This window comes from Pedococcus sp. P2_E5 (genome assembly GCF_056403895.1).
Genome location: NZ_JBFUEP010000024.1, coordinates 1 through 20,930, shown reverse-complemented (window position 1 = coordinate 20,930; position 20,930 = coordinate 1). Strand labels below are relative to the sequence as shown.

The window sequence follows — 20,930 nt, the reverse complement described above, 5'->3', positions numbered from 1 at the left end:
TGGGTGGTGTCCCGACCGCATTCGTCAGGCGGGCTCACATCCTGGAGCGGTGCGCCTTGATGGCGGACACGTAGACCTTGGTGTCGGCGTACATGCCGTTCTTCTGGACCGAGTAGAGCCCCTGGTAGTAGCCGGCGATGGCCTGGTCGATCGTCCTCGCGGACCGGGTCAGTGAGCGCAGGATCACCACGCCTGCCGTGATGTTGTCCTGGGTCTTGAGCAGATCCAGGCGGCGTCCGGCCATCTCGGAGGCCCACTGCCCGGACGACGGGATGACCTGCATGACGCCGATGGCGTTGGCCACCGACACCTGGTGCTGGTTCCAGCCCGACTCCTGCCACCCGACGGCCAGCGCGAGCTTGGGGTCCACGCCGTGGCGGCGCGCTGTGGCGACGATCATCGCCTTGGTCTGGCTACGGCTGGGGACTGCGTGGCGGGCCAGCGCGGCGCGGTTGCGGTTGGCCGCGTTGACGATCGAGCTGGGGTAGGTGCGTCCTGCGAACGAGTTGGCGCTCGCGGCCGACTTGGCCGGCTTGGCCGGCACCTTGAGCCGCTGGCCCGGGTAGATGACAGAGGCCGCCGACAGCCGGTTGGTCTTGAGCAGGGCGGCGAGGGTGACGCTGTGCTTGGTGGCGATGCCACTGAGCGTGTCACCGGCGCGGACCGCGTATGCCGCGGTGCCGGCACGGCGGGTGGCCGCCGGTGTGGTGCCGTGGACCCTGAGCACCTGTCCGGGGTGGATGACGCTGCGGGCGTTCAGCCGGTTCAGCGAGTACACCGTCGCGAGGGCCGTCCTGGTGCGGGTGGCGATGGCGCTCAGCGTGTCGCCGCTGCGCACGCGGTAGGTCGTGATGGACCGTGCTGCGGCTGCCGCCGGGCGGCTGGCGCTGGCGGCGCCGACACCGGGGATGCGGACCTTCTGGCCGATGTGCAGGACCGAGCGGGTGGAGAGCCTGTTGGCCTTGAGGAGGGCAGCAAGGGACACGCCCTTGCGCGCGGCGATGTGGCTCAGCGTGTCACCGGATCGGACGACGTAGGTCGCGCGCTTGATCGCTGCGGCCCTCGCAGCGGCCGCGGCACGCGCCCTGGCTGCCTCGGCGCGGGCCTGCGCGGCGGTCTTGGGCACCGACAGGCGCTGCCCGACGGACAGGTGGTTGCCACCGTGGCTCAGGTGGTTGCGCGCCGCCAGGGTGCCCGTCGTGGTGCTCGTGCGGGCGGCGATGTCGGCCAGGGTGTCTCCGCTGCGGACGGTGTAGGTCGCCCAGCCGTAGGGAGCCGGCTTGGCCTTCTGGACGACGGCGACCGCCGCCTGGGGGGTGGCCGAAGGGAGCGCTGCCGGAGCGATCACTGGGGACATCGGGGGCTGCCTTTCGGGCGGTGGCGGAACAGGCGGTGGAACGGGTGTGGAGCACGTGATGGAACAGGTGAGGCGAGACGTGGTGGGGCAGGTGGTGGAGCCGGTGGTGGAGTGAACAGTGGGACTTCTGTGACGATTGTGAAAGGTACACCATCTGGGCCCTCCATATCGACTTACATCGATGTAATTCGCTCCTGGGGACGCGATTTGCTTTGCCTGACTTCGCTGGCACTCTTGTCCCGTGACTGATCAGCCCGCGGCCTCCGCCGAGACCCCGCTCGAAGACCTCGTCGGCTCCTGGCTGACCGTGCCCGACATCGCCGAGCGCCTCGGCATCCCGCTGTCCTCGGTGCGCAAGCTGATCGAGGACCGGGAACTGCTCAGCTCCAGGATCGGCGAGCGCAAGGTCGTCGCGGTCCCGGCGCAGTTCCTCGAGGAGGACGTCTTCCGTCACCTGCGGGGCACCTTCACGGTGCTCGCGGACGGGGGCCTGAACGACGCGGAGATCCTCCGCTGGTTGTTCACCCCGGACGAGACGCTGCGGATCGGCGGGACTCCCGTCGACAACCTCGCAGCCGGGTTCAAGACCGAAGTGCGTCGCCGCGCGATGGAGCAGGCCTTCTAGCTCCCCTCCAGCAACCTTTGCTAGCAAAGGTTGCTCGTTGACGGACAGGTTGCAACCTGTACGTCAACCAGTTTCCTTGGCTAGCAAAGGAAACTGGTGGGGGGTCGGGGTCAGTGGGCCCGGGTCGTCGAGCTGTCGATCAGCTGGTCGAGCACACCGGCGGCCTCGGGTGACAGCTCCCGGGTCGACTTGAGCGCCATCCGGGCCGAGCCGGCGAGGCGGGCGATGTCGGCCTCGACCGCGTCGACCGCGCCCGCGGCGGTGATCGCCTCGCGCAGCCGCTGCACCGTCTCGTCGTCGAGCGCGGGATCGCCCAGTCGGGCTTCGATGAGCTCGACCCCGGCCTGGTCGGCACCGGCGAGGGCGTGCGCGATCAGCACCGTGCGCTTGCCCTCACGCAGGTCGTCGCCGGCAGGCTTGCCCGTCGCGGCCGGGTCGCCGAACACGCCCAGCAGGTCGTCACGCAGCTGGAACGCCTGGCCCAGGTCGAGGCCGTAGCGGGACAGGGCCGAGAGGTCCTCGTCGCAGGCGCCGCCGGCGGTGGCTCCGATGAGGAGGGGGTGTTCGACGGTGTACTTGGCGCTCTTGAACCGGATCACGTGCTCGGCCCGGTCGATGCGCTCCTGGGTGGACACGCCGTCCCACGACCGGGCGGACTCCACGACGTCGAGGAACTGTCCGCCCATGAGCTGGGTCCGCATCACGTCGAAGACGCCGCGCCCCCGCGCAAGGTGGTCCGAGCGCAGGCCCGAGGTCGCGTAGATCTCCTCGGTCCAGTTGAGGCACAGGTTGCCCGCGAGGATCGCGCCGGCCACGCCGAACCGGTCCGCGTCGCCGGCCCAGGACTCGCGCTCGTGGCGAGCCGCCAGCGAACGGTGCGCAGCCGGCATACCCCGGCGGGTGTCACTGTCGTCCATGACGTCGTCGTGGATCAGCGCTGCAGCCTGGAAGAACTCCATGGCGGTGGCCACGCGGACGAGGGCGTCGGAGTCGGGCTGTCCTGTGGCGCGGTAGCCCCAGTAGAGGAAGGCGGCCCGCAGCCGCTTGCCGCCGGTGAGGAGGCGGGCGACGGCGCCGAGCAGCTCCTGCGCGTCGGGCCCCACCTCGGCGAGGATGCCCGCCTGGTGGGCGAGGACGTCGTCGACGGTGCGCTGCACCCGCTCACGCAGGGAGGCGGCGTCGAGCGGGCTGGTCACCACGCGTTCCTCCCGGGCGTCTGTCGATCCGCGAAATGTCTCATCCTGTGCTGGCACTGAGCCTACGGCGTAGGGCCTCCACTAGTGTCACCGCCATGGATTTGGGGCACACCTCGGGAGTGAATCGACCGACGCAGCAGCCGTTGTCGATCCCCGGCATGCTCGCGGCGCCGCGTCCCTCGATCAGTTTCGAGTTCTTCCCGCCCAAGGACGACGCGGGGGAGTCCACGCTGTGGGACGCCATCCGGCGGCTGGAGTCGGTGCGACCCGACTTCGTCTCGGTCACCTACGGCGCGGGCGGCTCCCACCAGGACCGCACGGTGCGCGTCACCGAGCGGATCGCTCGTGAGACGACGTTGACGCCGCTGGCCCACCTCACCTGTGTCGGAGCGTCTGTGGCGGCGCTGCGCCAGGTCGTGGGCCTGTATGCCGCGAGCGGCGTCCGCAACATCCTCGCCCTGCGGGGTGACCCGCCGGGCAACGTGGGCGGCGAGTGGGTGGCCCACCCGGAGGGCCTCAACCACGCGACCGACCTCGTCGCGCTGGTGCGGACCCTGGGGGACTTCACGATCGGGGTGGCGGCGTTCCCCGACGTGCACCCCGCGTCGCCGAGCTTCGAGCACGACGTCGAGGTCATGGTCCGCAAGGCCGATGCAGGAGCGAGCTTCGCGATCACCCAGATGGTCTTCGACGCCGACAGCTACCTGCGGCTGCGCGACGCTGTGGCGGCTCGGCGCGACCTGCCGATCACGCCGGGCCTGATGCCCGTGACGAACTTCAAGCAGGTCGCCCGGATGTCCGAGCTGATGGGCACCCCGTTGCCGCCGGCCGTCGTCAGCCGGCTCGAGGCGGCCTCCCACGACCCCGCCGCGACCCGCGAGGTGGGCGTCCAGATCGCCACCGAGCTCGCCGACCGAATGCTCGCCGAAGGTGCGCCGGGTCTGCACTTCATCACGATGAACCGTTCGACGGCGACCCTCGAGGTCTACCGCAACCTCGACCTCGCTGCCCGCACTGCCACCCCCCGCGCGTAACGATCGCAACCTCTGGCCACCGGTGGTGGATCTGTGCCCGCATCGGGGGCCTGCATCCACCACCCCTGGCCAGAAGTCGCGGGATCTGGTCGTCGGATCGGTCAGTCGTCGGATCGGTCAGTCGCGCGTGGTGAAGGCCCGGGCGAGCGCGGCTGCGCCCGAGAGCACGACCACGGCCAGGCCGTAGATCGTCGCGGTCCGCTCGAGACCGAGGTGGGGAGCGGCGAAGCCGGCGGCGACCGCCGGCAGCCCGAACGCCAGGTAGCTCACGACGAACACGCTGGAGAACAGCTCGCCGCGCTGCTCCGGCCCGACGGTCGGGGTGATCGAGCGCATGATCCCGAGGAACGACGTCCCGAAGCCGGAGCCCGCGACCACGGCGGCGAGCAGGAAGCCCACCAGCGACTCGGCGTGCAGGGCCACGAGCGTCAGGATCGTGCCGAGGGCGAGCATGGTCGTGCCGTAGAGCGTGATCTCGCGGGGTGAGCGACGCCGGCCGAGCGCGGAGCTGAGCGCGCCGACCCCGGTGAGGACCGCCACGACAGCGCCCTGCTCGAGGTGGCTGCGGCCACCCAGGAGCTGACCGACGATCGGCGCCCCGAGGGACAGGTAGAGGCCACCCGTGGCCCAGCCGGCGAAGAGCGCGGGGGCGCTGCGCCGGAAGGCAGGTCGGGCAGCGACAGGTATGCCGACCTGGGGCCGCAGCGAGCGGCGCCAGCCCTCGTGCCGGGGCGAGGTCTCGGGAAGGGTCAGCACCGCCACGGCGAGGAGGGCGTAGAGGACCGTGAGGGTCGCGAACACGATCGGCAGCGCGTGCGTGGTGGCGTCGAGAGCGATCCCGGCGAGCAGGGCGCCCGCGGCGAGGCCGAAGAGCGGGGTGACGCTGTTGAGGGTGGCGGCCAGGCCGGGGCGGTTGCGGGGCTCGAGGTCGACGACCGCGGCGGACATGGTCGACATCAACAGGCCCGCGGCCACGCCCTGCACGGCCCGGGACACCATCAGGGTCGCGACGCCGTCGGCGTGCCAGAACCCGACCATGCTCACGGCGAGGACGACGAAGCCGGTCGCCAGCACCGGGCGGCGGCCGACGTGGTCCGACAGGGAGCCGGTCACGAGCAGGGTCGCGAGGAGGGTGAGCGCGTAGACCCCGAAGATGGTGGTCATCGTGCCGGCCGAGAAGCCGATCTCGGCCTGCAGCACGGGGTAGAACGGCGACGGGGCGCTCGCACCGACCATCATCGCGACGACGGTCGTCAGGGCGAGCACGAAGGCGGGCCGACGGGCGAGCCGCAGCCGGCCCTGCCGGTCGCGGACGGTCGTGGGCGTCGGTGTGCTGCCGCTCGGGCTGGTCGTGTCGGTCACGGTCGTGCTGGTGGTGCCGGTCGGGATGCTGCTGGTCGCACTCATGACGGGCCTCTCGGACGAGAACAACGGTTCGATATTTGTCGAACTGTCATTCCGGCCGCGGCATTCCCGATTCCGCCAAATTGGTTCGAGTATTATCGAACCATGCCCGCAAACCAGGAGCTGCCACACCCCGCCATGTCGGACGTGGCGCTCACCGACGTGCTCTTCGCGCTCAGCGACCCGGCCCGGCTGCAGATCGTCCGCGACCTGGCCCACGGCCCGCTCGAGATGGCGCAGTGCGGTGCGACGAACCCGGCGCTGCCCAAGTCGACCAAGTCGCACCTGATGAAGGTGCTGCGCGAGGCGGGCGTCATCCGCAACGAGCCCCGCGGCCGGGAGCGGCTGGTGTCGCTGCGCCGCGAGGAGCTCGACGCGACCTTCCCCGGACTGCTCGCCAGCGTGCTCGGTGACTCGCGCGGCTGACCCGGCCACGCGGCATACCCGGCCGTCCGCGGCCCGTCGAGGGTCAGTCGCTGGACGGTCCGGTCAGCGGACGCAGCTCGCCGACGAGCGGTACGACGTCGGCGATCGAGTCGACGACGCGGGTCGGCTGGTAGGGAAAGCGCTGCACCTGGTCGCGCCGGGTCGACCCCGTCAGCACGAGGATGGTCCGCAGGCCGGCCTCGAGCCCGCTGATCACGTCGGTGTCCATCCGGTCGCCGATCATCACGGTCGACTCGGAGTGGGCGTCGATCCGGTTGAGGGCGCTGCGCATCATGAGCGGGTTGGGCTTGCCGACGAAGTAGGGCCGGTGGCTGGTGGCCGCGCTGATCAGGGCCGCGACGGAGCCGGTGGCGGGCAGCATGCCCTGCGGGCTGGGCCCACTGACGTCGGGGTTGGTGGCGATGAAGCGGGCCCCGGCCTCGATGAGCCGGATCGCCTTGGTGATCGCCTCGAACGAGTAGGTGCGGGTTTCGCCGAGCACGACGTAGTCGGGGTCGCGCTCGGTCATCGTGTAGCCCACCTCGTGGAGCGCGGTCGTCAGCCCTGCCTCACCCACGACGAACGCGCTTCCGCCCGGCCGCTGGTCGGCGAGGAACTGCGCCGTCGCGAGGGCCGAGGTCCAGATCGACTCCTCAGGCACGTCGAGACCACTCGCGAGCAGGCGGGCCCGCAGGTCGCGCGGGGTGAAGATCGAGTTGTTGGTCAGGACGAGGAACCGCCGCCCTGACTCCTGCAGCGCGGCGATGAAGTCGGCGGCTCCGGGGATGGCGCTCTCCTCGTGGACGAGGACGCCGTCCATGTCGGTGAGCCAGCACTCGACGGGCTTCGGTGTGGTCATCGGCCCATTGTGTCCGAGTGGCGTGCGCGGCTCGGGGGAGTGCCGCTCCCCGGACGGCAACGTCCTGTGCGACGCCTGTGCGACGCCTGTGCGACGCCTGTGCCACGCCTGTGCCACGCCTGGGCGTCGCCTGGCGTTGCGCTTCGCACGGGGGACGGCCACGATGGAGCGATCAGCATGCGCATGCTGGCTGTCGTTCCATGGCTGGCTTGCCATTCGGTCACACCAAGGACTGCCATGATCCAGCGCTCGCGTGTACTCGTGACGGCCGCGGTCTCCGGACTTGCGGCCTCCCTGCTGTTCGGGGGCCAGGCCTCGGCCGTCCCCGCCGCTCCACCCAAGGACCCCCTGGCCGTCGGTCGAGGCGGCGCCGTCTCCTCGGTCGATCCCTACGCGACCCAGATCGGCCTGGACGTCTTGCGTCGTGGCGGCAACGCGGTCGATGCGGCTGTCGCCACGGCCGCCGCCCTCGGTGTCACGGAGCCCTACAGCGCGGGCATCGGTGGCGGCGGGTTCCTGGTGTACTACGACGCGGCATCCGGCAGGGTCCACACCATCGACGGCCGCGAAACGGCCCCCCAGCTGATGGAAGCAGACGCGTTCGTCGAGGGGGGAACGCCCATCCCCTTCGCCGAGGCGGTGACCAGCGGACTGTCCGTGGGCGTTCCCGGCACTCCCGCGACCTGGGACCTCGCCCTGCGCACCTGGGGTTCCCTGTCGTTGCGCGAGGCCCTTCGCCCGGCCGCGCAGCTGGCCCGGTCCGGCTTCGTCGTCGACCAGACCTTCCGTCAGCAGACCATCGACAACGCGGCCCGCTTTGCCGACTTCACCAGCACCGGAGCGCTCTTCCTGCCCGACGGCTCTCCGCCCGAGGTCGGCTCGGTCTTCCGCAACCCTGACCTGGGGCGCACGTACGACCGACTCGGCCACCAAGGGACCGGCTACCTGTACCGCGGCCAGCTCGCGGAGGAGATGGTGGCAACGGTGATGGACCCGCCGGTGGCCCCGGGATCGACCAGGACGGTCCGACCGGGCCTCCTGCGGCTCGCCGACCTTGCGGGGTACGAGGCGCTGTTCCGGGACCCGACCATGGTCGGTTACCGCGGGCTGGCGGTGGCGGGGATGGCGCCGCCTTCTTCCGGAGGGTCGACCGTCGGGGAGGCCCTGAACATCCTCGAGAGCAGCGACCTCGGCGCGCTGGACCGCGTCGAGGCAGAGCATCGCTACCTCGAGGCCACGGCGCTCGCCTTCGCCGACCGCAACCGGTTCGTCGGTGACCCCGACCACGTGGACGTCCCCTTGGCGGAGCTCTTGTCGCAGGGGTTCGCCGACGAACGCTCCTGCCTCATCGGAGCGTCGGCGGCGACCAAGCCGGTGGCGCCGGGCTCGCCGGACGGCGCCTACGCCGCCTGCGCACCGGCTCCTGTCGGCGCCGAGCGGAGCCAGCAGGAGGGCCTCTCCACGAGCCACCTCACCACGTGGGACCGGTGGGGCAATGTCGTCTCCTACACGCTGACCATCGAGCAGACCGGTGGTTCGGGCATCGTCGTCCCGGGACGCGGCTTCCTGTTGAACAACGAGCTCACCGACTTCAACTTCGCCCCGACCCAGGGTGGGGCGCCGGATCCCAACCTCCCCGCTCCCGGCAAGCGGCCGAGGTCGTCGATGGCCCCGACGATCGTGCTCGACGACGGTGAGCCGGTGCTGGCGGTGGGCTCACCGGGCGGGTCGATGATCATCACGACCGTGCTGCAGACCCTGCTCAACCGCCTCGACCGCGGCGACGAGCTCCTTGATGCCGTGGCCGCCCCGCGGGCGTCGCAACGCAACACCGCTTCGGTGTCCGCAGAGGCGGCCTACATCGCCTCCTTCGGGCCGGCGCTGTCCGCGCGCGGTCACTCGTTCGTGACTGTGGCCGAGATCGGGGCGGTGACTGCGATCGAACAGCGTGAGGACGGCGCCCTGGTCGCGGTCGCCGAGCCGGTGCGACGCGGCGGCGGTGACGCTGGGGTGGTGCTTCCAGCGCCCTGACCTGCGACTTTGCAGTTCCCAGCACAGCACTTGCGTGCGGTCTCATCCGCCGTTTGCGGTGGTTCGACTGTAGTTTGGCCACGTGTCGGCGAAACCCGAGCCGCGTCGTGTCCAGAACCGGTGGCGCCCACCGGCCGGGCCCTGCGTGCTCATGCTCCTGCTGACCGGTATCGGTGTCATCCCCCTGTTCTGGGTTGGTCGGTACTACTTCCGTGGCGACACCCAGATCGCGTACGTCGGCTGGTGGTACCACCTCGGCGAGCGTCTGCGCGATGGCGAACTCCCCCTCATGGAACCCTTGGCCTGGGAGGCCGGGAACTACGTCGCGGAGGGGCAGTGGGGTCTGTTCAGCCCGCTGACGATCCTCATCGGTCTGGTGACCACCGTGGTGCCCGACGTCGTCGTGTTCGTCACGGTTCTCAAGATCGGGCTGATCGTGCTCGGCGGTCTGGGTACGTACCTGGTCGTCCGCAGCTACGGAGCGCGCGAGCCGTTCGCGTTGGTGGCCGGACTCGTCGTGGGGTTCTCGGGCCAGTCGGTGTTCAACGAGTGGCCCTCGTGGGTCAACGGGCAGATGGGGGCCGCGTTGCTCCCGTGGGCGTGGTGGTTGACCCGCAGGGCCATGGCGGGGCGCAATCCTGCCGGCGCGTTGGTCCTGTGCTACCTGGTCGTCTCCGTGGGCTACGTCTACTGCGCGATGTACCTGACGGTGATTCTGCTGGGCTGCCTGGTCGACGCACTGATCTCCCGCTCCCGACGAGAGCTGTTCACGGTCCTCGGCCTGCTCGTCTTCAGCGGGTTGGTCACGGTGGCGGTGTACCTGCCGGGGGTGCTGACGGCGCCCCTCACCTCGCGCGCCCCGTGGGTGGTCGTCGGACGAGGCCGGCTCACGACGGACCTCCAGGGTCTCTTCACATCGATGTTGCCGACCCTGAAGAGGAACTACCTCGTGTGGCTCCTGCCCGTGGTCCTGTGGATGGATTTCGGGCGGCTCCGTCGCTCACGCCGCGACCTGACTGGGGCGCTCGTCTCGACCGTGGTTCTCACCCTCTGGGTGCTGGGTCCGAGCGCCGTCGGGCCGTTGCGGTGGCCCATGCGTGTGATGCCGGCCCTGATGGTGCCCCTCATCGTGCTGCTTGCCGTCGTGGCCTCACGATGCCTCCTGACGCGAGTCTCCCGGCTTCGCTTCCTCTTGTCGGTGGCTTGGGTGTGTGTCGCCGGTTATGTCGTCGTCGCCCGTGATCCGCAGCAGCTGGAGGTGGTGTTCGAGGGCGTGGTGCTGCTGGTGGTGGCGCTCTGGATGACGGCGTGGTCGCTCGCTCACCGGGGTGCACGAACGACAGTTGGCGTGGTGTCGGTGTGGACGGTCGCACTGTTCGTCGTCCAGTACGCACTTCAACCTGTGCCTCCGGCAGCCGACAGGCACATGCCGGCGGCGCCAACGCAGTACGGCGGCCGGATCACGTCGGCGTGGGGCGACGTCATGGTGCTGGGAAATGCGGAGAGCCAGAGCAACCAGAATCCCGCCATCGCCCACGACCTGCTCATCGGGTCGGCGTGGTACCTCGACACCAAGGATGTCCAGAACGGGTACACGACCATCAACTTCCGCAGGTTCCAGGACAAGTTCTGCCGGGTGTACAGCGGTGCCACGTGCACGAAGGCCCTCGACGCCCTGCAGTCGACGGAGCCCGGCACTGGGCGGCCGTGGATCGACCTGCTCTCGGTCAGCACCCTGGTCATGTACCGCCCGTCCTTCGCGAATTCGGACCTCACCCATCCACCCCCTGGGTGGAGTCTCTCGGAGAGCACGGAGTTCACCGTCGTCTGGAAGCGTGACGTGCGCCTTGCCACAGCCGGAGGGGTGGTGGCGACCTCCGCCCACCTCGCCGTGGAGGAGGAGTCCGTGACGGATCGCATGGTCAGGCTGCGAGTGACCGCGGTGGGGTCCGAGGGCGGCACGGTCACGCTCAGCCGACTCGCCTGGCCGGGCTATTCGGTCGAGGGTGCCGAGCTCGCGGATCCGGTCGACGGCATGCTCGTGCGGGCCGCTGTGCCTGCAGGGGCGGCCGGCTCGACGATCACCGTGCGGTGGGATCCGCCGGGGTGGAGGCTCGAGCTCTGGGCGCTGTGGACAGCCGTGCTCGCCGGGTTGCTCTGGGTCGTTCTGTCAGCGTCAGGGTGGCGGCGTCGCGGACCCCTCCGCCGCCGGGCGCCTACCAGCGCGTCTGCATCGCATCCGGGGTCCGGAACCAATGGGCGTCGGAGTGTCTGAGCGCTGCGGACGTCAGCAGACCTCTATGGGCATGGCGCCCGGTCCGCACACTCTGAGCAGTTCCTCGTAGGTCGTGCGGAAGACGGTGTGGCTGTGGCCGGCGGCCGCCCACACGTGGCGGTGGCGGCTGAGGGAGACGTCGACGAGGGTGCGGACCTGGCTGCGGTGGCCGACCGGCGCCACGCCCCCGATGGTGAACCCGGTCGCCGCGAGGACGAAGTCGGCATCGGCCCGGTCGAGGTGGTCGACGTCGTCGACGAGGTCGGCGACCTTGACCAGGTCGACCTTGTGCGCGCCCGAGGTGAGGATGAGTATCGGGCTGACCGTGCCGTCCGGGGCGTGGGCCCGGAAGACGAGCGAGTTGGCGATCTCGGCGGGGGTGATGCCCAGCGCGGCGGCAGCTGCGGCCGCGGTGCGCGCGGCGTCCGGGAGGGTGACCACCTCGGGGACGACGTGGTGGACCGCAAGGGTCTGCAGGACCCTGCGGACGGCAGGGTGGCCGGTGAGGTCGGGGGCCGACGTCGGCACGTCGGACGCTGTCATGGCCGAAGACTAGGGCCGTCCGGACACGCCTGTCACCAGTCGTCCACCAGGGGTTGACGGACTGTCCGTGGCGGGGTGTAGCGTTGTCCTTGTTCGAACACCTGTTCGAACTCGTGGTTCACGACGACGACCGATCCACCGGACACGGCCCCACACCGTGGCGGACGGTCACCCCGGGGACCACTGCGGCTCTGGCCCTGTGAGCAGGCGCCTCGACCCCGCCCCTCACAGGGCCAGAGCGCATCACCGTGTGATGCAGCCGAGCTGTGCCCCGGTGGCGCTGTGTTCCGGTGGCGCTGTGCCCTGCCCGGTTCTGTTCCACCCGTGCCCGCCGACATCACCATCACCACCACTGAACAGCCACCGCCACCCGAACCAGATCCCTGAAGGAGCACCTGTGGTCCGCCGCTACGAAGAGCCCATCGAGGTCCGAGAGGGCGCTCGCGAGGACCTCACCCCTGGCCTGGGAGAGGTGGCGGGGCGCGGCCCGAACGCCTTCGTCTGGCGTGGCCGGCTCTATGTCGTCCGGGCCGTGCTCGACCGCTGGCAGGAGCGGCGGCCGTGGTGGCGCGACGCCCGCGAGCGCGAGGGCACCGACGTGCTCACCGACGCGCGGGAGCGGCAGGTCTGGCGGGTCGAGGCGAGCGCCGGCCGACTCGCCGGGATCGGGGTCTACGACCTGTGCGCCGACCCCGCCAGTCACGCAGGCAACCAGTGGCGGCTGCTGAGGGTGGCGGACTGATGGGCGCCCGGACCGCCCAGGGGACGGCCACCGGAGCCGGCGCCACGCTCGACCTGCTGGATCGGGCGCGGCACTCCCTGCTCGAGGCCTGCCAGAGCGAGGAGGTCGCCCGACGCTATGACCAGGCACAGCTCGGCGCACTGCGCGCCGCTGCCGCCGTGGTCGCCACCCGCATCACCTCCACCCACCCGTCCGCGGGCCAGTCCGGTCCACGCAGCCTGTGGGAGCTGCTGCCCACGGTCGCGCCCGAGCTCTCCGAGTGGGCCGGGTTCTTCGACGTCGTGGGAGCTCGCCGCCACCACGACCACAGTGCGCGGGAGGCCGATGACCTGCTGCGCCAGTCCGAGCTCTTCCTCGACCTCGTCTGCCGGACCCTGGGCCTGCCGGTGCCCAGGTCGCCACACGACCACCTGCTGGTGCCCACCGCGCTAACCAGCACGGTGACGGCGGGGGCCGGCCCGTGAGCACCGAGTTCGCCCACCTGCACGTCGCGTCGGGGTTCTCGATGCGCTACGGCACCGCGACGCCCCAGGCGCTGGTCGAACGCGCAGCCCAGCACCGTCAGCCGATCCTCGCGCTCACCGACCGCGATGGTCTCTACGGTGCGGTCCGCTTCGTCCAGGCAGCCACCGCGGCAGGCATCGCACCCGTTCTGGGAGTCGACCTCGCGGTGGGCCCAGATGTGGTCGGTCCGGATGCGATGGGTCCGGCGATGGGCCCGGCTGCGGTGGGTCGGACCCCGGTCCGGGGTGGCGCCGAGCGCGACGCCCGCCACCCACGGGTCACCGTCCTCGCGCGGGGGCGGGCGGCCGGTGTGCCCGCCGGGGTGGGGTGGGCGGCCCTGTGCCGGTTGGTCACCCAGACCCACCTGCGAGGCGAGCGGGGGGTGCCCGTGAGCTCCGCCGCCGTGGTCGCAGCAGCGTGCGGCGGCGCAGGTGGAGCTGGTGGAGCTGGTGGAGGTGGTGGAGCTGGTGGAGCTGGTGGAGGGGAGCCCAGTCCACTCGTGGTGCTGCTCGGCCCGGACTCCGACGTGGGACGGGCGCTGCTGGCCAAGCGCACCGACCGGGCGCGTGAGCTGCTGGCCGTCTGGCGACGCAGGCTGCCGCCCGACGCCCTCGTCGTCGAGGTGGTCTGCCACGGGGGACCCGAGGGCACTCCGGCATCGCGCAGCCATGCCCGTCGGCTGCTGGGGCTCGCCGACGAGCAGGGTGTCCCCGCGGTGCTCACTGCGGCGGTGCGCCACGTCGACCCGGGGGAGTCGGCCGTCGTCGACGTGCTCGACGCCGCGCGGCGGCTGGTCGCCCTCGACACCCGGCACCTCGACCGGGTCACCGACGCCGCCCACCTGGCGACGACCGACACGATGCACGCCATCGCCCGTGAGGTCACCGGTGGCGACCTCGGCCGGGCTGACGACCTGGTCGGGCGAACCCTTGCCCTCGGGCTCGGCTGCGCCCAGAGCGCCCGCCACGACCTCGGCATCGGGTCGGTCCACCTGCCCGAACCCGAGCGGGTGGGGGTCGATCCCGGCATGAGTGCCCAGGTGGTGCTCGAGCAACGGTGCCGCGCGGCCGTGGCCGGGCGCTACCCCGGGGCCGGCGAGCGCGACCTGATGGCCGTGGAGAGTCGGCTCACCGACGAGCTCAAGGTCATCGCGGAGCTGGGCTACCCGACCTACTTCCTCACCGTCGCCGAGGTCGTCGACCTCATCCACGACATGGGGGTCAGGGTCGCGGCCCGCGGCTCGGGAGCCGGGTCGCTGGTCAACTACCTGCTCGGGATCAGCGGGGTCGACCCGATCCGCTACGGCCTGCTGATGGAGCGGTTCTGCTCGCCGCTGCGGGCCGAGCTGCCCGACATCGACATCGACGTGGAGTCGGCCCGCCGCACCGAGGTCTACGAGCGGATCCTCGACCGGTTCGGCGGTGAGCGGGTCACCTGCGTGTCGATGATGGACACCTACAAGGTGCGGCACGCCATCCGGGACGTCGGGGCGGCGCTCGGGTTGCCCGCGGTGGAGATCGACGAGATCGCCAAGGCGTTCCCGCACATCCGGGCCCGGGACGCCCGCAACGCCATCGCCGAGCTGCCCGAGCTGCGTTCGCGGGGCCTGGACAGTCCTCGGCTGCGAGCCCTGTTCGACCTCGTCGAGCGGCTCGACGGCCTACCCCGCCACATCGCGCTGCACCCGTGCGGGGTGATCCTCTCCGACGGCAGCCTGCTCGACCGGACGCCGGTGGAGGCGAGCTGGCTGGGTTTCCCGATGAGCCAGTTCGACAAGGACGACGTCGAGACGCTCGGGCTGCTCAAGCTCGACGTCCTCGGCATCCGGATGCAGTCGGCGATGGCCCACGCCGTCCAGGAGGTGGCGCGGGTCGACGGGATCGAGGTCGACCTCGACGACCAGGCCCAGGTGCCGCTCGACGACGAGGCGACGTTCCGGCTCATCCGCACCAGCCACACGCTCGGCTGCTTCCAGATCGAGAGCCCCGGACAGCGTGAGCTGATCGGCAAGTTCGGTCCGGAGCGGTTCGAGGACCTCGTCATCGACATCTCGCTGTTCCGGCCCGGCCCGGTGAAGTCCGACATGATCACGCCGTTCCTCGAGGCCCGTCACGGCTGGAAGGACGTCAGCTACCTGCACCCCACGCTCATCGAGGCGCTGCGCGAGACCGAGGGGGTCGTCGTCTTCCACGAGCAGGTGCTGATGATCGTCGCCGAGACGACCGGGGTGTCGCTGGCCCAGGCCGACGAGGTGCGTCGTGCCCTCGGCACCCCCAAGGGACAGCTCGAGATCGAGGCCTGGTGGCGACCGGCTGCCTCGGCCCGCGGCTATGCGCCGGCCGATGTCGACCGGATCTGGGAGGTGCTCAAGGCGTTCGCGTCGTTCGGGTTCTGCAAGGCCCACGCCGCAGCCTTCGCCCTGCCGACCTATCACTCCGCGTGGCTCAAGACCCACCATGCCGCCGCGTTCCTCGCCGGCGTGCTCACCCACGACCCGGGGATGTACCCCAAGCGGCTCATCCTCGACGACGCCCGGAGCCTGGGCATCGCCGTGCTCGGCCTCGACGTCAACGTCTCGACCGGCAGCTACCGCATCGAGCGCCTGGACGGCGGCGACCCGTCCGGGTTCGTCCCGCCGCACCCCGACCTGCCCGATGCCAGCGACTACGGCATCAGGCTGTCCCTGGCCGACGTCCGCGGCATCAACGACGCCGAGGTGGCCCGCATCGTCGCCGGGCAGCCCTATGCCGGGCTGGCCGACTTCTGGCACCGCGCCCACGTCTCGCGTCCGATCGCCGAACGGCTCGTCCTCGCAGGGGGGTTCGACAGCCTCTACGGCATGCGGGTGGCCTCCGCCGGCATCGATGCCGGGGGACTGGGACGCCGTGGCAGGACCACCCGTCGTGACCTGCTGCTGCACGTCGCAGAGCTCGACCGCTACGGCCGGGCGCTGGACCGCTCCGCACGGAGGGCGGCACCACGCCGGGCGAGGGGGAGCCGCGCCCTGCCGGTGTCGGACCAGCACCTCGAGGGTGGTCAGGTGCGGGCCCGGGCGGCGGCGCAGTCCCAGGCAGCGCAGCCGGTGCGGGCAGCCGACCTGCAGCCGACCCAGCTCGCGCTCGACCTCGGCGACCGACCCGAGCTCACCAGTGGCACCGGCCTGCCCGAGCTGAGCGGCCCCGAACGCGTCCGCGCCGAGCTCGACATCCTCGGCCTCGACGCGAGCGCCCACGTGGTCGACTTCTACGCTCCGATGCTCGATGCGCTCGGCGTCACCCGCAGTCGAGACCTGTTGCGGGCGCGCAGCCGATCCACCGTGTGGGCGTGCGGGGTCAAGGTCGCCACCCAGACGCCACCGATCCGGTCAGGGCGGCGGGTCGTCTTCCTCACCCTCGACGACTCCACCGGACCGATCGACGCGACCTTCTTCGAGGATGTCCAAGGCCCTTATGCCGCAACGGTCTTCCACTCGTGGATGCTGCTCGTCCGTGGTGTCGTGCGCCGCACCGGTCCGCGGGGCATCTCGCTGCGGGCGACGGGTGCGTGGGAGCTCACCCCGTTGTGGGACGCGTGGAGAGGTGGTGGCCTCGAGGCGGTGTATGCCGCGATGGACGCCAGCGAGCGCGCCGCCACCGAGCAGGCGGAGGCGTTGGAGGCTGCCCACCAGCACGAGGTGAACGGAGGCAGGCGGGTCCTGGTGCACGCCTCGGGATTCCGGCAGTCGCCCTACGCCGACACCCGGCCGCCGGGGGAGGACGTGCGGGGGTCGCACCGCCTCGGTCAAGGGGCGTCGGTGCCCGACGCGGGAGGGGCAGATCAGTTCACACCGCCGCGCAAGCTCTGGCACTCGAGCCCCGGCAGCTCTGGTCACTGACCACCAGTCGTGTCGGGCACGGCAGGCCGTCACCGACACGACTGGCCATTAGGCTGGCCAGCGCACCCGCAGACCCAGCACAGGAGGTGGCCGTCGTGGCCGAAGAGCAGTGGCGGACCCGACGCGGTGGCGTCGAGACAGCCCTGCGGACCTCGGCGGTGTGGGCCTCCGTGCGCACCCTCATCGAGCGCCAGCAGGCCGAGCTTGGTCGCCCCCTGCGGGTCCTGGACCTCGGGGGTGGCACAGGCGGCCTCGCGGTGCCGCTGGCCGAGCTCGGCCACGACGTCACCGTCGTCGACCCGAGTCCGGACGCCCTCGCCTCCCTGTCGAGGCGCAGCGCCGAGCGTGGCGTCGCCGACCGGGTCACCGCACTGCAGGGTGACGCAGACTCCCTTGCCGACTTCGTGGGCGACCAACCGGTCGACCTGGTCTGCTGCCACGGCACCCTCGAGGTCGTCGACGACCCCGAGGCCACCCTCGCGGCGCTGGCCGCAGTGCTGGCTCCCGGCGGGTACCTCAGCCTGGTGGCCGCAGGGCGGCTCGCCGTCGTCCTGGCCCGGGCGCTGGCCGGCCAGTTCGCCCAGGCCCACACCGCCCTGACGTCGGCAGACGGCCGCTGGGGTGGCGCCGACCCGCTGCCGCGCCGGTTCGACGCCGCCGCGCTCCAGGCCCTCGTCGAGCAGACCGGGCTCGTGGTCGAGGACGTCCACGGCGTGCGGTTGTTCAGCGACCTCGTGCCGTCGGCACTGATCGACTCCGATGCCGACCGCATCGCCCTGCTCGAGCTCGAACAGGTCGCCAGCCGCCACCCGGACTTCGGCTTCCTCGGACAGCTCGGCGCGGCCGTCCACGTCCTCGCCCGACGCTGAGGGCGAGCCGGGACCACCGATGAGCCGGCGCCAGTACGCGCTCCCGCAGCGTGGGGCGGAGCACCCACCCGATGACACGGGGTGCACCGTCCTGCACGTCGACATGGACGCGTTCTATGCCTCAGCGTCGCTGCTGAGCCGCCCCGAGCTCGTGGGCACTCCCGTCATCATCGGCGGTGGCGGCAACCGCGGCGTCGTCCTCTCGGCGACCTACGAAGCCCGCAAGTTCGGTGTGGCCTCGGCAATGCCTATGTCCCGAGCGCGACGGTTGTGTCCCACGGCGACCGTCATCGCCCCCGACCACCACCTCTACAGCCAGATCTCGGCTGCCGTCATGGCGACCTTCGAGACGATCACCCCGGTGGTCGAGCCGCTCTCGCTCGACGAGGCCTTCCTCGACGTGTCCGGCTCACTGCGCCGGCTGGGCAACCCCGCGAGGATCGGCCAGCTCATCCGCGACATCGTCCACGACGAGCAGGGGATCACGTGCTCGGTCGGGGTCGCCCCCACCAAGTTCGTCGCCAAGCTCGCCTCGGGACTGGCCAAGCCGGACGGCATGGTCGTCGTGCCTCGCGACGAGGTGGTCACCTTCGTCCAACAGCTCCCGGTCGGGGCGCTCTGGGGGGTGGGGGACAAGACCGAGGAGACGCTGCTGCGCCTCGGACTCCACACCGTCGCCGACATCGCCCACACCCCCGTCGACACGCTGCGACGGGCCCTGGGCGAGAGCGCCGGGCCGCACCTGCACGACCTGTCCTGGGGGCGCGACCCGCGCCACGTCGAAACCCAACGTCGCGAGCGCAGCATCGGCTCGGACGAGACGTTCGAGTTCGACGTCGACGACCCGGCATACATCCACCGGCAGCTGCTCAAGCTGAGCGACCGCACGGCGGCGCGCGTCCGCTCGGCCGGGGTCCTCGGCCGCACGGTCTCGATCAAGGTGCGGTTCTCCGACTTCACGACCATCACCCGGAGCAGGACGCTGCGCGACCCCACCGATGTGAGCCGCGAGATCTTCGACACCGCCAAGAGCCTCTACGACGCGCTGGGGCTGCAGCGGGCCCGGATCCGGCTGGTCGGGGTGCGGATGGAAGGCCTGGTCGAGAGCGTCGGGGCCCCCATCCAGGGCACGCTGGACGAGCCCGACCACGGCTGGCGCGACGCCGACCGGGCAGTCGACCGGGCCAGTGCGCGGTTCGGGGCCGGCAGCGTGCGACCGGCGAGCCTGATCCCCGATCGGGATGCCAGCAGCGACCGCGACAAGCCCCGCGACAAGCCCCGCGACACGCAGCGCGACACGCAACGCGGCCAGCCCAGACCTGGCTGAACGAACGGGTAGTGCAACCACGCGCGGGGACATATCCTGAAGAAGTCAGCGGACGGCCACTGACCGGCAACGATGCTCCCAGATGGGCAACGATTCGGTGGCCTGATGCGTTTAGTGGGTGCACGCCGAACGTCCAGGAGGTCACCGTGCCGCTCTCCGAGCACGAACAGCAGCTGCTTGAACAGATGGAGCAGGCGCTGTATGCCGAGGACCCCAAGTTCGCGTCCCAGATGCAGGGCGCCGGGGCGCGTGCGTCGGCACGTCGTCGGATGGCCGTCGGGGTGGTGGGTGTCGTCGCCGGGCTGGCGCTCGTGCTGGTCGGGGTGAACACCACCATGTGGATCGGGGCGATCGGCTTCGCCGTGATGGTCGGGGCAGTCGCCTTCGCCCTCACGCCGCCGCGGCGCAAGGCCGCCCTGGGCACCGTCCAGCCCGATGGCAGCGTGCGTCGGGCCACCCCCACCAAGTCCAAGGCACCCCGGTCCGGCGGTTCGTTCATGCACCGCATCGAGGAGCGCTGGGACCGCCGCCGCGACGACGGCTACTGACCCGGACTGATCCGGACCCAGGGCGATCCAGACCCCCCGGGCTACTGACGCGGGCGCTCAGACCCTGCTGAACAGCACGCCGACGACCCACGTCGTGGCGATGGCCAGCGCAGCGAGCAGCTCGATCCCCATCGACAGGAACACCGCCTTCAGCGCGGCCTTCGTCGAGACCCAGGCCGCGGCCCTGTCCTGGGAGTGTCCGAGCTCCACGAGGTAGATCCCGAGCACGAACCCGATGGGCGCACCCACCACGGGGATGACGAAGAACCCCACGATGGCAACCACCACGGCGATGACCAGGGTGGACCGGCGGACGCCGGCCTCGCGCAGTCTCCGTCCGGGCACGGCATACTGCAGCGCCACCCCGGCGAGGTAGAGGACGGCGCAGACGGCGAACACCGACCAGCCGAGGGTGCTCCGGGTGTCGAAGGCCCACACGAACACGGCGGCCAGGCACAGGAACAGCCCGGGGATGACGGGAATGACGATCCCCACCATCCCGATCAGGATCAGGACGGCGGGGACCCAGAGGGTGGCCTCCACGGCGGGAGGTCCGGTGTGGCTTTCCTACCGCTCTTCGAGGGGAGCGACTGGGGGCGTCTCGTGGAGCCGCTCGGTCTCGTCCTGGATGTCGGCGTGCTCGCGCAGCTTGGGCAGGTGCTCGCGTCCGTGGTGAGCGCAGAACAGCAGCTCGCCACCCGCGTGAAGGCGAGCGCGCACGTAGGCCTGGGCGCCGCAGCGGTCGCAGCGGTCGGCCGCGTTCAATGAGGGTGCCAGTGCAGTGGTCACGTCAGCCTTCCTTTCGTTGCGCCCGGAGGCGCGTTGTCTCCTAGAGACGTCCTACCCCGGACTTTGGTTGCTCCACCGTGGGGAGTACTTCCCTGGTGGCCCATCCGGTGCCGTGGTCAACAGTCAAGCACGCCTACTTCTTCCCGGGCGGTATTGGGTCACCATGTGTGTCATCTCATGTCGCAATGGGTGATTCGTAGGTCGGGCGTCCGGTGGATGGGAAATCTGCCCTTCCGGGGCTTGAGGACCGTATGCCGCGTGCCTGCGCGGGGCGCGCGGGTCACCGGGATAGCGTGGGGACCACCTCCGTGAGCACGGGGGGAGCCAGAACCCACCACAGGAGCACAGGACCGTTGGCCACCGCCACCACTGCCAAGAAGGCCGCGACCACCAAGTCGACGTCGGACTACAGCGCTCACCACCTGCAGGTCCTCGAGGGCCTCGAAGCGGTCCGCAAGCGCCCTGGCATGTACATCGGCTCGACCGATGGCCGCGGACTCATGCACTGCCTGTGGGAGATCATCGAC

General features: G+C 71.0%; 18 protein-coding genes. 11 read left to right on the top strand and 7 right to left on the bottom strand.

Annotation, left to right across the window (positions count from 1 at the left end; all coding sequences use genetic code 11):
* Positions 1–34 precede the first annotated feature (34 nt).
* A complete protein-coding gene (locus AC1DVZ_RS09825; RefSeq protein ID WP_477618004.1) occupies positions 35–1,357 on the bottom strand; it encodes a lytic transglycosylase domain-containing protein in 1,323 nt (440 codons plus the stop codon).
* 241 nt (positions 1,358–1,598) lie between these two features.
* Here AC1DVZ_RS09825 and AC1DVZ_RS09820 point away from each other — a divergent pair, with 241 nt between their 5' ends.
* Positions 1,599–1,982 (top strand): Rv2175c family DNA-binding protein, encoded by a 384-nt coding sequence (locus tag AC1DVZ_RS09820; RefSeq protein ID WP_477618003.1) that lies wholly within the window; start codon positions 1,599–1,601, stop codon positions 1,980–1,982.
* A 110-nt stretch (positions 1,983–2,092) separates the two neighbouring features.
* Here the strand turns inward: AC1DVZ_RS09820 and AC1DVZ_RS09815 are convergent, their stop codons facing one another.
* A complete protein-coding gene (locus AC1DVZ_RS09815) occupies positions 2,093–3,178 on the bottom strand; it encodes a polyprenyl synthetase family protein (protein WP_477618002.1) in 1,086 nt (361 codons plus the stop codon).
* A gap of 95 nt (positions 3,179–3,273) precedes the next feature.
* Between AC1DVZ_RS09815 and metF the strand changes: the two genes are divergently transcribed.
* Entirely contained in the window at positions 3,274–4,212 is a 939-nt protein-coding gene (gene metF, locus AC1DVZ_RS09810; RefSeq protein WP_477618001.1) for a methylenetetrahydrofolate reductase [NAD(P)H], read from the top strand.
* 117 nt (positions 4,213–4,329) lie between these two features.
* Here metF and AC1DVZ_RS09805 read toward each other — a convergent pair whose 3' ends face one another.
* Positions 4,330–5,619, bottom strand: a complete 1,290-nt coding sequence (locus AC1DVZ_RS09805; RefSeq protein ID WP_477618000.1) for an MFS transporter — start codon at positions 5,617–5,619, stop codon at positions 4,330–4,332.
* 102 nt (positions 5,620–5,721) lie between these two features.
* Here AC1DVZ_RS09805 and AC1DVZ_RS09800 point away from each other — a divergent pair, with 102 nt between their 5' ends.
* A complete protein-coding gene (locus AC1DVZ_RS09800; RefSeq protein ID WP_477617999.1) occupies positions 5,722–6,042 on the top strand; it encodes an ArsR/SmtB family transcription factor in 321 nt (106 codons plus the stop codon).
* Between the two features lie 43 nt (positions 6,043–6,085).
* Here AC1DVZ_RS09800 and AC1DVZ_RS09795 read toward each other — a convergent pair whose 3' ends face one another.
* On the bottom strand, positions 6,086–6,901 hold the full coding sequence (locus AC1DVZ_RS09795) for an HAD-IIA family hydrolase (RefSeq protein ID WP_477617998.1): 816 nt from the start codon (positions 6,899–6,901) through the stop codon (positions 6,086–6,088).
* Positions 6,902–7,138: 237 nt separating this feature from the next.
* Here AC1DVZ_RS09795 and ggt point away from each other — a divergent pair, with 237 nt between their 5' ends.
* Both ggt and AC1DVZ_RS09785 read left to right on the top strand, forming a co-directional pair.
* On the top strand, positions 7,139–8,932 hold the full coding sequence (ggt, locus tag AC1DVZ_RS09790; protein WP_477617997.1) for a gamma-glutamyltransferase: 1,794 nt from the start codon (positions 7,139–7,141) through the stop codon (positions 8,930–8,932).
* Between the two features lie 82 nt (positions 8,933–9,014).
* Positions 9,015–11,207: a hypothetical protein gene (locus tag AC1DVZ_RS09785; protein ID WP_477617996.1), complete on the top strand. Its 2,193-nt coding sequence runs from the start codon at positions 9,015–9,017 to the stop codon at positions 11,205–11,207.
* Positions 11,208–11,219: 12 nt separating this feature from the next.
* Here AC1DVZ_RS09785 and AC1DVZ_RS09780 read toward each other — a convergent pair whose 3' ends face one another.
* A complete protein-coding gene (locus AC1DVZ_RS09780) occupies positions 11,220–11,750 on the bottom strand; it encodes a YbaK/EbsC family protein (RefSeq protein WP_477617995.1) in 531 nt (176 codons plus the stop codon).
* A gap of 397 nt (positions 11,751–12,147) precedes the next feature.
* Here AC1DVZ_RS09780 and AC1DVZ_RS09775 point away from each other — a divergent pair, with 397 nt between their 5' ends.
* The 6 genes from AC1DVZ_RS09775 (at position 12,148) to AC1DVZ_RS09750 (ending at position 19,614) form a co-directional block, all read left to right on the top strand.
* Positions 12,148–12,492: a DUF6504 family protein gene (locus AC1DVZ_RS09775; RefSeq protein WP_477617994.1), complete on the top strand. Its 345-nt coding sequence runs from the start codon at positions 12,148–12,150 to the stop codon at positions 12,490–12,492.
* Positions 12,492–12,956 (top strand): SAV_6107 family HEPN domain-containing protein, encoded by a 465-nt coding sequence (locus AC1DVZ_RS09770; protein WP_477617993.1) that lies wholly within the window; start codon positions 12,492–12,494, stop codon positions 12,954–12,956. The genes AC1DVZ_RS09775 and AC1DVZ_RS09770 overlap by 1 nt, the downstream gene beginning before the upstream one ends.
* Positions 12,953–16,870 (top strand): DNA polymerase III subunit alpha, encoded by a 3,918-nt coding sequence (locus AC1DVZ_RS09765; RefSeq protein ID WP_477617992.1) that lies wholly within the window; start codon positions 12,953–12,955, stop codon positions 16,868–16,870. The genes AC1DVZ_RS09770 and AC1DVZ_RS09765 overlap by 4 nt, the downstream gene beginning before the upstream one ends.
* Positions 16,871–16,965: 95 nt before the next feature.
* The gene (locus AC1DVZ_RS09760) at positions 16,966–17,739 is read left to right on the top strand and encodes a methyltransferase domain-containing protein (protein WP_477617991.1); all 774 of its coding nucleotides are present in this window, start codon (positions 16,966–16,968) and stop codon (positions 17,737–17,739) included.
* A gap of 19 nt (positions 17,740–17,758) precedes the next feature.
* Positions 17,759–19,066: a DNA polymerase IV gene (gene dinB, locus AC1DVZ_RS09755; RefSeq protein WP_477617990.1), complete on the top strand. Its 1,308-nt coding sequence runs from the start codon at positions 17,759–17,761 to the stop codon at positions 19,064–19,066.
* A 146-nt stretch (positions 19,067–19,212) separates the two neighbouring features.
* Positions 19,213–19,614: a DUF3040 domain-containing protein gene (locus AC1DVZ_RS09750; protein WP_477617989.1), complete on the top strand. Its 402-nt coding sequence runs from the start codon at positions 19,213–19,215 to the stop codon at positions 19,612–19,614.
* A 57-nt stretch (positions 19,615–19,671) separates the two neighbouring features.
* Here the strand turns inward: AC1DVZ_RS09750 and AC1DVZ_RS09745 are convergent, their stop codons facing one another.
* Positions 19,672–20,157 (bottom strand): DUF456 domain-containing protein, encoded by a 486-nt coding sequence (locus AC1DVZ_RS09745; RefSeq protein ID WP_477617988.1) that lies wholly within the window; start codon positions 20,155–20,157, stop codon positions 19,672–19,674.
* A gap of 24 nt (positions 20,158–20,181) precedes the next feature.
* Positions 20,182–20,403 (bottom strand): DUF7455 domain-containing protein, encoded by a 222-nt coding sequence (locus AC1DVZ_RS09740; protein WP_477613175.1) that lies wholly within the window; start codon positions 20,401–20,403, stop codon positions 20,182–20,184.
* Positions 20,404–20,930: the final 527 nt, after the last annotated feature.

Excerpts from the sequence above, each read along its gene's own strand:
- AC1DVZ_RS09825 (WP_477618004.1), bottom strand. The coding sequence starts at position 1,357 with ATGTCCCCAGTGATCGCTCCGGCAGCGCTCCCTTCGGCCACCCCCCAG.
- AC1DVZ_RS09780 (WP_477617995.1), bottom strand. The coding sequence starts at position 11,750 with ATGACAGCGTCCGACGTGCCGACGTCGGCCCCCGACCTCACCGGCCAC.
- AC1DVZ_RS09795 (WP_477617998.1), bottom strand. The coding sequence starts at position 6,901 with ATGACCACACCGAAGCCCGTCGAGTGCTGGCTCACCGACATGGACGGC.
- AC1DVZ_RS09800 (WP_477617999.1), top strand. The coding sequence starts at position 5,722 with ATGCCCGCAAACCAGGAGCTGCCACACCCCGCCATGTCGGACGTGGCG.
- metF (WP_477618001.1), top strand. The coding sequence starts at position 3,274 with ATGGATTTGGGGCACACCTCGGGAGTGAATCGACCGACGCAGCAGCCG.
- ggt (WP_477617997.1), top strand. The coding sequence starts at position 7,139 with ATGATCCAGCGCTCGCGTGTACTCGTGACGGCCGCGGTCTCCGGACTT.
- AC1DVZ_RS09805 (WP_477618000.1), bottom strand. The coding sequence starts at position 5,619 with ATGAGTGCGACCAGCAGCATCCCGACCGGCACCACCAGCACGACCGTG.
- dinB (WP_477617990.1), top strand. The coding sequence starts at position 17,759 with ATGAGCCGGCGCCAGTACGCGCTCCCGCAGCGTGGGGCGGAGCACCCA.
- AC1DVZ_RS09770 (WP_477617993.1), top strand. The coding sequence starts at position 12,492 with ATGGGCGCCCGGACCGCCCAGGGGACGGCCACCGGAGCCGGCGCCACG.